The organism is Micromonospora tarensis, assembly GCF_016803395.1.
GTDB lineage: Bacteria > Actinomycetota > Actinomycetes > Mycobacteriales > Micromonosporaceae > Micromonospora > Micromonospora tarensis.
In genome coordinates, this window is the sequence record NZ_JAEVHL010000265.1 from 1 (window position 1) to 8,690 (window position 8,690).

General features: G+C 74.0%; 7 protein-coding genes and 1 pseudogene. 5 read left to right on the plus strand and 3 right to left on the minus strand.

Features of this window, described 5'->3' with window-relative positions:
• Positions 1 to 176 precede the first annotated feature (176 nt).
• Entirely contained in the window at positions 177 to 770 is a 594-nt protein-coding gene (locus JM949_RS30695; RefSeq protein WP_203151601.1) for a hypothetical protein, read from the minus strand.
• 144 nt (positions 771 to 914) lie between these two features.
• On the opposite strand from JM949_RS30695, the gene JM949_RS30700 reads away from it, so the two are divergent.
• The 3 genes from JM949_RS30700 to JM949_RS30710 are packed head-to-tail and all read left to right on the plus strand — an operon-like array spanning position 915 to position 2,490.
• Entirely contained in the window at positions 915 to 1,412 is a 498-nt protein-coding gene (locus JM949_RS30700) for a GNAT family N-acetyltransferase (RefSeq protein ID WP_203151602.1), read from the plus strand.
• Between the two features lie 9 nt (positions 1,413 to 1,421).
• Positions 1,422 to 2,222: an SAM hydrolase/SAM-dependent halogenase family protein gene (locus tag JM949_RS30705; protein WP_203151603.1), complete on the plus strand. Its 801-nt coding sequence runs from the start codon at positions 1,422 to 1,424 to the stop codon at positions 2,220 to 2,222.
• A gap of 37 nt (positions 2,223 to 2,259) precedes the next feature.
• Entirely contained in the window at positions 2,260 to 2,490 is a 231-nt protein-coding gene (locus JM949_RS30710; RefSeq protein WP_309232406.1) for a CPCC family cysteine-rich protein, read from the plus strand.
• Here JM949_RS30710 and JM949_RS30715 read toward each other — a convergent pair.
• Entirely contained in the window at positions 2,411 to 3,787 is a 1,377-nt protein-coding gene (locus JM949_RS30715) for a hypothetical protein (RefSeq protein ID WP_238434190.1), read from the minus strand. The two genes, JM949_RS30710 and JM949_RS30715, sit on opposite strands and share 80 nt — an antisense overlap.
• Positions 3,788 to 3,896: 109 nt before the next feature.
• Here JM949_RS30715 and JM949_RS30720 point away from each other — a divergent pair, with 109 nt between their 5' ends.
• On the plus strand, positions 3,897 to 4,709 hold the full coding sequence (locus JM949_RS30720) for an Fpg/Nei family DNA glycosylase (protein WP_203151605.1): 813 nt from the start codon (positions 3,897 to 3,899) through the stop codon (positions 4,707 to 4,709).
• A 116-nt stretch (positions 4,710 to 4,825) separates the two neighbouring features.
• The gene (locus tag JM949_RS30725) at positions 4,826 to 8,431 is read left to right on the plus strand and encodes a hypothetical protein (protein WP_203151606.1); all 3,606 of its coding nucleotides are present in this window, start codon (positions 4,826 to 4,828) and stop codon (positions 8,429 to 8,431) included.
• Between the two features lie 24 nt (positions 8,432 to 8,455).
• Here the strand turns inward: JM949_RS30725 and JM949_RS30730 are convergent.
• Positions 8,456 to 8,690: pseudogene (locus JM949_RS30730) on the minus strand (phage shock envelope stress response protein PspM); the annotation flags it as partial.

Here is an 8,690-nt window from a genome sequence, read left to right on the forward strand (position 1 = left end):
ATCGCGGGCGACCCGGGCGCGGGCGGCGCGGCGCGGCGGCACCGGGCGGAGACGAACAGGTGCTGGCGCGCGACAGAGTCCACGCTGGGCGGGCATCACCCCGTCCGCCGGTATACCTGTGCGTCATATTCATGCCGCACAGGTATGCGGCTCAGCAGTAACACCCGCCCGGACGCTCAACCGAGACTGTTGAGGACCTTCTCGTAGCGGGGCCGGTCGGCGATCGGCGTCCGCGCCTCCAGGTAGTTGAGCACCACCGCACCACGCCGGTACGACTGACCACCCCAGGTTTCGGCGATGTCGCTGGCGCTAATCTCGTCGGGGAACACGTACACCGTGACGGCGCCGGTGGCGACGATCTCGGAGCAGCCGAGCCCGAGCCCGTCAGGTCCACAGTCGACCGAACGGTCCTTCGGGGCCGGCACCTTCAGGCCAGCCGCCCGAAACGCGTTGATCACCTGCGTGGCGCCCGGAGCCCCGGCCGGCCGCTGCGGTAGCACCACCGGCGACGGGCTGGCCGGCCGCCGCTGCGTGGGCCCCTGCGGCACGACGGACCGCGCGGCCGACGGGGGTGCGACCTGGTCGGTGCGGGACGGAGCCGGCGAGGGAGTCGGCGCACCCGGCAAGCTGGTGGCTGCCGGCGCCGAGACGGACGAGACGCTGGAGGCCGCGCTCGACGGGTGGGCGTCGTCGGCACCGCCGCCGCAGCCGGCGGTGATGGTGGCGACGACCAGCAGGACTCCGACGGCGGGCAGGTTCCGAACTGTCACCTGCGCAGTCTGCCCAACCATGCTCGGCGGCGCGAGGGGCCGGTCGGCCACCGCGCTGTCCCACATCCGCCAACACCGGTCGGCCACACGTCGGCCGGTACGCTCCGGGCCGGCGATCAGACGCGGGATCAAGGGGAGCGGAACGTGGACGGGTTCGAGGTGCGGCCAGCGCGACCCACCGACCAGGCGGCGATCGACGCGCTGCACGAGCGCGAGTGGGGTGGCCCTTATGTGGTCGCCCACGACACCCGGCACGACGTGCGTACCCTGCCGACCCTGGTGGCGGTCGACGGCAGCGCGGCGGTGGCCGGCACGTTGACCTACCGCGTCGACGGGGACGGCCTGGAAGTGGTCACCCTTGTCGCGGCGGTGCCCGGCACCGGCGCCGGCACAGCCCTGCTGGCGGCGGCGACCTCGATCGCGGCCGAGGCGGGGCTGGCCCGGATCTGGCTGATCACCTCGAACGACAACCTGCGGGCGCTGCGGTTCTACCAGCGACGCGGCATGCGGCTGGTGCACGTGGACCGCGGCGCGGTGGACCGCGCCCGTCAGCTCAAGCCGGAGATCCCCCTGGTGGGCGAGGACGGCATCCCGCTGCACGACGAGCTCGTCCTGGAACGACGCACCGGGGCCGAGGGTTAACCTGCTGGGGTGTCCGCCGCACCCTGGATCTCGCTGCTGACCGACTACGGTCACACCGACGGCTTCGTGGCCGCCTGCCACGGGGTGATCGCCCGAATCGCGCCGGCCGCCCGGGTGATCGACGTGACCCACCTGGTGCCGCCGGCGGATGTCCGGCGGGGTGCCGCCGTGCTGGCGCAGACCGTGCCGTACCTACCGGTCGGGGTGCACGTGGCGGTGGTCGATCCCGGGGTGGGCACCGCCCGGCGGGGGGTCGCGCTCGCCACCCCGAACGGGTTACTGGTCGGCCCGGACAACGGGTTGTTGCTGGACGCCGCCGCCGCGCTCGGTGGGGTTACCGGCGCGGTGCAGCTGACCGAGCCGCGCTGGCTGGCCAGCCGGGTGTCCAGCACGTTCCACGGCCGGGACGTCTTCGCGCCGACGGCGGCCCGGTTGGCGCTCGGCGCGCGACTGGCCGAGGCGGGGCCACCGGTCGACCCGGCCGGGCTGGTCCGGCTACCGACGCCGACCCTCACCCGGGACGCCGACGGCTTCACCGCCGAGGTGCTGACAGTGGACCACTTCGGCAACGTCCAGCTGGCCGCGCCGGCCGACCTGCTCGCCGCGCTGCCGGCGATGCTTCTGGTGCGTCCACCGGAACCCGCGCCGGCCCGCCCGGCGGTGCACGGTCGAACCTTCGGTGACGCCCCGGCCGGCGACCTGGTGGTGTACGTCGACTCGGCCGGTCTGGTCGCGGTCGCTGTCAACGGCGGGCGGGCGGCGGACCTCCTTCAGGCGTCCCCCGGGGACCTGCTGCGGGTATCGGGCTGATGTTCGACTGTGGAATGCTTCTCCGGTGGGTGAACATGTGGTCCCTGTAGGTTGTCCCTGCTGTGCATCCCGGACCGGCGGGGGGACCTGCCCGGTCTGTTTCTGGACCGACGACGGCCAGGGCGACGCCGACGCCGACGCTGTCCGGGGTGGCCCCAACGGCGACCTGAGCCTCTCGCACGCTCGACTCAACTACGCCGTCTACGGTGCCAGCCATCCGCGCTACCAGGACATGGTGCGCACGGCCCGCCCCGACGAGCGCCCCTGACGCGGTGCCCGACGGGCGGGGGTGGGTCAGCAGGCCGGCACGCTGCCGCCGTACACGGCCGAGATGTACGCGTGGCTGACGTACTGCCCGGTGGCCAGGCGGTTCCAGCGGGTGGTGGTGCGGTAGGGGCCGGCGACCGACTGGCGACGACGTAGCACTGGATCGGCACGTGGGCCAGCCGGGCGGCGAGACCGCGGATCGAGGACGACGTGCTGGCCCCGGTGCGGATGTTCAGCGGCCCGTCACCGACCACTCCGCGCGGGCCGCCTCCGGTCCACAGGTAGGCGACGTCCACCCAGGCGTTGGTGGTCAGCTGCAACCCGTCCCAGAAGGTGCCGTCGGCGAGGTCGATGCCGGCCGGGTTGAGCACGGTCCGCCCGAACTGGTCCCGCCCACCGTTGTAGCCGGACTGGTACGCGGCCTGCGCCTCGGGCCGGCCCTGCGGGAGGTTCTTCCAGTTCTCCCGTACCGACGAGGGGTTCCAGTAGTCGTCACGGGTGTTCCACGGTCCGACGTCCCAGACCGGCGCGTACTCGCAGCGGGAGCCGGTGGTCGTGCACACCCGCACGGTGTAGTCGCCGGTGTTCAGCGGAGAGAGGCCGCGCCGCGACGGTAGCGCCACGAAGTGGTCCCGGGGTTGGACGGTACGACCGTTGGCGGTCAGCTCGCCGACCAGCCCGATGCGCGTGGCGTACACCCGGTAGCTGAGGCCGGGGGTGGCGGCGGAGACGGCGGCGGTCGCGTCGGCGGTGAGCCGCACGTCGCGTACCGTCGCGGTGCCGCCGGCGGCCGAGGCGGTCAGCACCACCCGGGTCTGCACCCGGCTGACCGGCCGGTCGAAGGCCGCGCCGGTCGTAGTGGTGGTGGTCCGCCACTCCGTCCAGCCGGCGGCCCGCCAACCTCTGACCTGCGCCTCGACGGTCGCCCCGGGCGGGACCGAGGCGCTGATCTCGGCGCGCACCCGGGTGGCCGGCCGGGCGAGAGTGCGGGGATCGGCCAGCAGCATTCCCTCGGCGACCGCGCTGTGTGGGCTGCGGGCGCCGCGCCCGGTGGTTCGGGCCTCCCGCAGGCGTAGCCCGGCGGCGGTGCGGCGGACGTTGACGTCGTCGCGGTCGAGGACCGACAGGTCGATCTGCCACCGTTCGCCGCCGGGTGCGGCGGCGGTGAGGGTGATCGGCGCGCCGGTGCCGGGTGTGCTCGGGGGACCGCCGATGGTGGTCTGAAGCGCGGCGGTGAGCAGGAGAGTGAGGGTGGCGACGAGGGCGGCGGATGGGATACGACAACGGGGTCGCGTCATGGGCATTCTCCTCAGAACACCCTGACCCTCGCATGTCAGGAGATCATGAGGAACCTGTGTACAAATGGCGACACATGCGAATCCTGCTCGAAAGAGGGAGGATGGCGGGGTGCCCGAAGGCGACACCGTCTGGAACACCGCGCGCGTGCTGCACCGCGCGCTGGCCGGCGCGCGGATCACGAGCAGTGACTTCCGGGTGCCGCAGCTCGCGACCACGGATCTCACCGGGTGGATCGTCCGCGAGTCGGCCAGCCGGGGCAAGCACCTGCTGCTCCGCCTCACCGCCCCGGACGAGGCGCACTGGACCCTGCACTCGCACCTGCGGATGGATGGCGCCTGGCGGGCCTACGCACCGGGGGAACGCTGGAGCGGCCGACCCGCGCACCTGATCCGGGTGGTGCTGCGCAGCCCCGGCGCGGTCGCGGTCGGCTACCACCTGCACGAGCTGACAGTGCTGCCGACCGCCGAGGAGGACCGGCTGGTCGGTCACCTCGGCCCAGACCTGCTCGGCGACGACTGGGACCCGGCGGAAGCGGTCCGCCGGCTCGCCGACCACCCCGAGCAGACCATCGGCGAGGCGCTGCTCCACCAGCGCAACCTGGCCGGCGTGGGCAACCTCTACAAGTGCGAGGTGCTGTTCCTCCGGGGGGTGTCCCCGTGGACGCCGGTCGGCGCGGTGCCCGACCTGCCCGGCCTGGTGACCCTCGCGCAGCGGCTGCTCGCCGCCAATCGGGGCCGGTGGACGCAGAGCAGCACCGGCTCGCTGCGCCGTGGGCAGACCAGCTATGTGTACGGCCGGCGCGCCCAGCCCTGCCGCCGCTGCGGCACCGCCATCCACAAGGAGGAGCTGGGCGACCGGGTCACCTACTGGTGCCCGGTCTGCCAGCCTGAGCAGCCGGCCCAGAAACGGACGATTGGGTAATTCCTATCCGGCCGCCGGAGTCGCATGCTGCGGTTGAACGCTCACCGACCGTCAGCAGAGTGCCGGGGTCCGCCACGCCGGGGTGACGGACCTCGTGCCCCGAACCGGGGAGAGTCATGGCGATGTTCCGCAGACTCCGCTCCACCTTCTTCGAGCGGACCAGCCGCGACACCGACGGCCGGGCCGCGACCGTGCCGGCCGCGCGTACCGTCGAGGCGACCGCCCCCGCGCCGAGCCTGGACCCGGCCGTGCGGCCCCACTACTTCGGGCCGGTGCCGAACTTCGCGCACAGTCCCCGTCCGGCACGGGCCCCCGACGGGCGGCTGGTCCCCGGGACCGGGCTGCGCAAGTTCGTCGACCCGCTGCCCATCCCCGGCCAGCGGGGCCGCACCGATCTGGGCAGCCAGCTGCCGGTGGCCACGCCGGACACGATCAGCTATCCAGGCTGCGACTACTACGAGATCGGCCTCCAGGAGTACGCGCAACGACTGCACCGGGACCTGCCGGCCACCCGGCTGCGCGGCTACCGGCAGCTCAACCTGGGCACCGACCCGGCGGGACACAACACGGTGGCCCCTCCGGAGCGGCCCTGGCACCTCGGCCCGATGATCCTCGCCCGGCGAGGACGACCGGTCCGGGTGAAGTTCATCAACCAGCTCCCCACCGGCCGGGCCGGCGAGCTGTTCCTGCCCGTCGACGACACGGTCGAGGGCGCCGGCCTCGGCCCGCTGGACGGACCGGCGCCGTACCCGCAGAACCGGGCGGTGCCGCACCTAACCGGGGCGCAGACCGGCTGGACCAGCGCGGGGAACCCCGGGCAGTGGATCACTCCGGCCGGGGAGATCACCCCGTACCCGAACGGACCCGGCCTGGCCCACGTGCCGGACATGCCGGCGCCGGGTGCCGGGGCGACCACGCTCTACTTCCCCAACGAGCAGAGCGGTCGGCTGCTCTGGTGGCACGACAACACCCTCGGCCTGGCCCGGCTCACCGTCTACGCCGGACAGCTCGCGCCCTACCTGCTCACCGATCCGGTCGAGGACCAGCTCGTCGCCGACCAGGTGCTGCCGTCCGACCAGCTGCCGTTGGTGATCGAGGACAAGACGTTCGTCCCGGACGACACCCAGCTCGCCGCCGAGGACCCAACCTGGGACCGGGAACGCTGGGGTGCCCGGGGCAGCCTCTGGCACCCACACGTCTACCAGCCCCGGCAGAACCCGTACCGCGCCGATGGACGCAACCCCACCGGCCGGTGGGACTACGGCCCCTGGTCGCGAAACCCCGCGCCGGACGGCAGCCACCCGGTCGACCCGGTGCCGAACCCGCACCACGACCCGGTTGGCGCGCCGGACGAGCCGCCACTGAGCCCCGGCGTCCCGCACCCGTCCGCCGTCCCCGCGGCGTACGGCGACACCCCGCTGGTCAACGGCGTCGCCTACCCGTATTTGGAGGTGCGGCCACGCGCGTACCGGTTCCGGATCCTCAACGCCTGCCTGGACCGCAGCCTCAACCTCCAGCTCTACCGCGCCCGCTCCGACGCGACGATGTGGACGGCCGACGGCGCGCTCGCCGACGCCGACGCCGGCGAGGTGCCGATGGTGCCCGCCGCGCGGGCCGCGGACCGACCGGCGGGGTGGCCGACCGACGGTCGCGACGGCGGCGTGCCGGACCCGCGCGCCAGCGGGCCGGAGTTCGTCCAGATCGGCAACGAGGCCGGCCTGCTGCCCGCCCCGGTGGTGCTGCCGAACCGGCCGATCGGCTACCGCTACGACCGGCTCGACCCGACAGTGCTCAACGTCGACGGGCACACCCTGCTGCTCGCCCCCGGCGAACGGGCCGACGTGCTTGTCGACTTCGCCGCCGTACCGCCGGGCAGCACGCTGATCCTGTACAACGACGCCCCGGCCCCGCTGCCCGGCTTCGACAGCCGCTACGACCACCACACCGACGCACCGGACCGGACCACCGAGGGCGGCCCGCCCCGCACCGAACCGGGGTACGGCCCGAACACCCGCACCCTGCTCCAGTTCCGGGTCACCGGGGTGCCCGCGCCCCGGTACGACCTGGACCGGCTGCACGCGCGGCTCCCCCTGGCGTACGCGGCCAGCCAGCGCCCGCCGATCGTTCCGCAGCCGGCGTACGACCCGGCGTTCGGCACCCGGACCGCCGTGACGACGACCGTGCCGGTGCACGCCACCACCGTGACGTTCACCCCGACGTCCGGGACCAGCCCGGTGACGCTGCCGGTCGCGGTGAAGGCCGCGCAGCAGACCTTCGAGCCGGCTCATGGCCGGCTCACCGGCCGGCTCGGCGTCGGACACCCGCACGCCGGGCCGCTCAACCCGACAACCCTGCCGCTCGGCCCGACCGACCCGGTCACCGAGGTGCTCTTCGCGACCGACCCCGCCGCGCCGGTGGGCACTTTCACCGATGGCACGCAGCTGTGGCGGATCATCGGCAACGTCCGGCAGACCGAGCCGTTGCAGTTCGGCGGCTGCGACGTGCAGGTGGTCAACCGGGTCGGCTGGGACGGCACCCTGCGGCTTCCGCACGGCACGGAGCTGGGCTGGAAGGGCATCGTCCGGGTGAACCCCCGGGAGGACGTGATGGTGGCGCTGCGCCCGGTCGCCCCGACCCTGCCGTTCAAGCTGGGCGACAGCGTCCGGCTCCTCGACCCGAGTCGCCCGGCCGGAGCCCGGACCGGGTCGACCCCGGTCAGTCCGACGGACGGACGACCCGCCTCGGTGGTCAACCACCTGGTGAACCTCGGCTGGGAGTACCGCTGGCACAGCCAGCTCGCCGGGCACCGCGACGGCGGGATGACCCGGCCGCTGGTGCTGCGGGTGGCACCCAAGGCACCGACCGGGCTGACCGCCACGCCGGTGCCCGGCTCGGCCACCGCGCTACCCGCGATCGCGCTGGCCTGGACCAGCAACGGCGGGCGACCGGCCGCCACCAGCCACCTGCTGCAACGGGCCACTGACGCGACCTTCGGCGGCGAGGTCACCACGATCACCGTGGCGGCCGCCGCCACCCGGTACGTCGACGCCACCGTCACCCCCGGGGTGACCTACCACTACCGGATCCGGGCCGAGAACGCGGTCAGCTACTCGTCCTGGTCCAACGGGGTGCCCGCCTCGGTGCACCTGGCCGCGCCGCACGGCCTGGTCGCGGCGCTCCCGCCGGCCGCACCGCTGCGAGTGGCGCTGCGCTGGACCAACCGGTCGTTCGCCACCGGCATCGACGTGCAACGGGCCACCAACCCGACGTTCACCAGCGGCCCCGGCACCACGGCGATCGGGGTCGGCGACAACCACCTGGACACGACTGTCGCACCGGACACCACGTACTACTACCGGGTGCGGACCACCTACCTGGGAGCCGCCTCGGCGTGGTCGACCGTCGCCACCGTGACGTCGCCGCCCGTCCCGGGCACCCCGAGCGGGGTGGGCGCCACCGCCAGCGCCCCCGGGCCGGACACCGCGACGGTGACGCTGGCCTGGGCGGCGAGCACGCCCATCGGCCCGGGGTCGGGGTTCGTCGTGCAACGGGCCCTCAACCCGACCTTCGACCAGGAGGTGGCCGTCTTCACGGTGACCGGCCGCGGCTTCACCAACACCGGGCTGGCCCGGGGGGTGACCTACCACTACCGGGTCCGGTCGTTCAACGTCGTGGGCAGTTCGCCGTACAGCGGGCCGATCCAGGTGACGACGCCACCGTGACGAGCGGGCCCGGTACGCAGGTCGTCAGCGTGTCGGCGCGCGCAGCGGGGTGCCCACGGCGCGTAGCTCGGCGAGCGCCCCGGCCACCCCGTGCAGCAGGTCGGTCGCCTCGGTGAGCCGGTCGGCGGCCGGGTGGGCGGCCTCCGGTCGGGCGTCCTCGGCCAGGTAGCCGGCGGCGGTGACCACCAGCCGTTCGTACGCCGCCACCCCGCCCTCCAGTTGCCCGGTGAGCGCGGCGTGCGCCTCGGCCAGCGGGGGC

Coding starts and splice junctions, on each gene's coding strand:
- JM949_RS30725 (WP_203151606.1), top strand. CDS start 4,826: ATGGCGATGTTCCGCAGACTCCGCTCCACCTTCTTCGAGCGGACCAGC.
- JM949_RS30715 (WP_238434190.1), bottom strand. CDS start 3,787: ATGACGCGACCCCGTTGTCGTATCCCATCCGCCGCCCTCGTCGCCACC.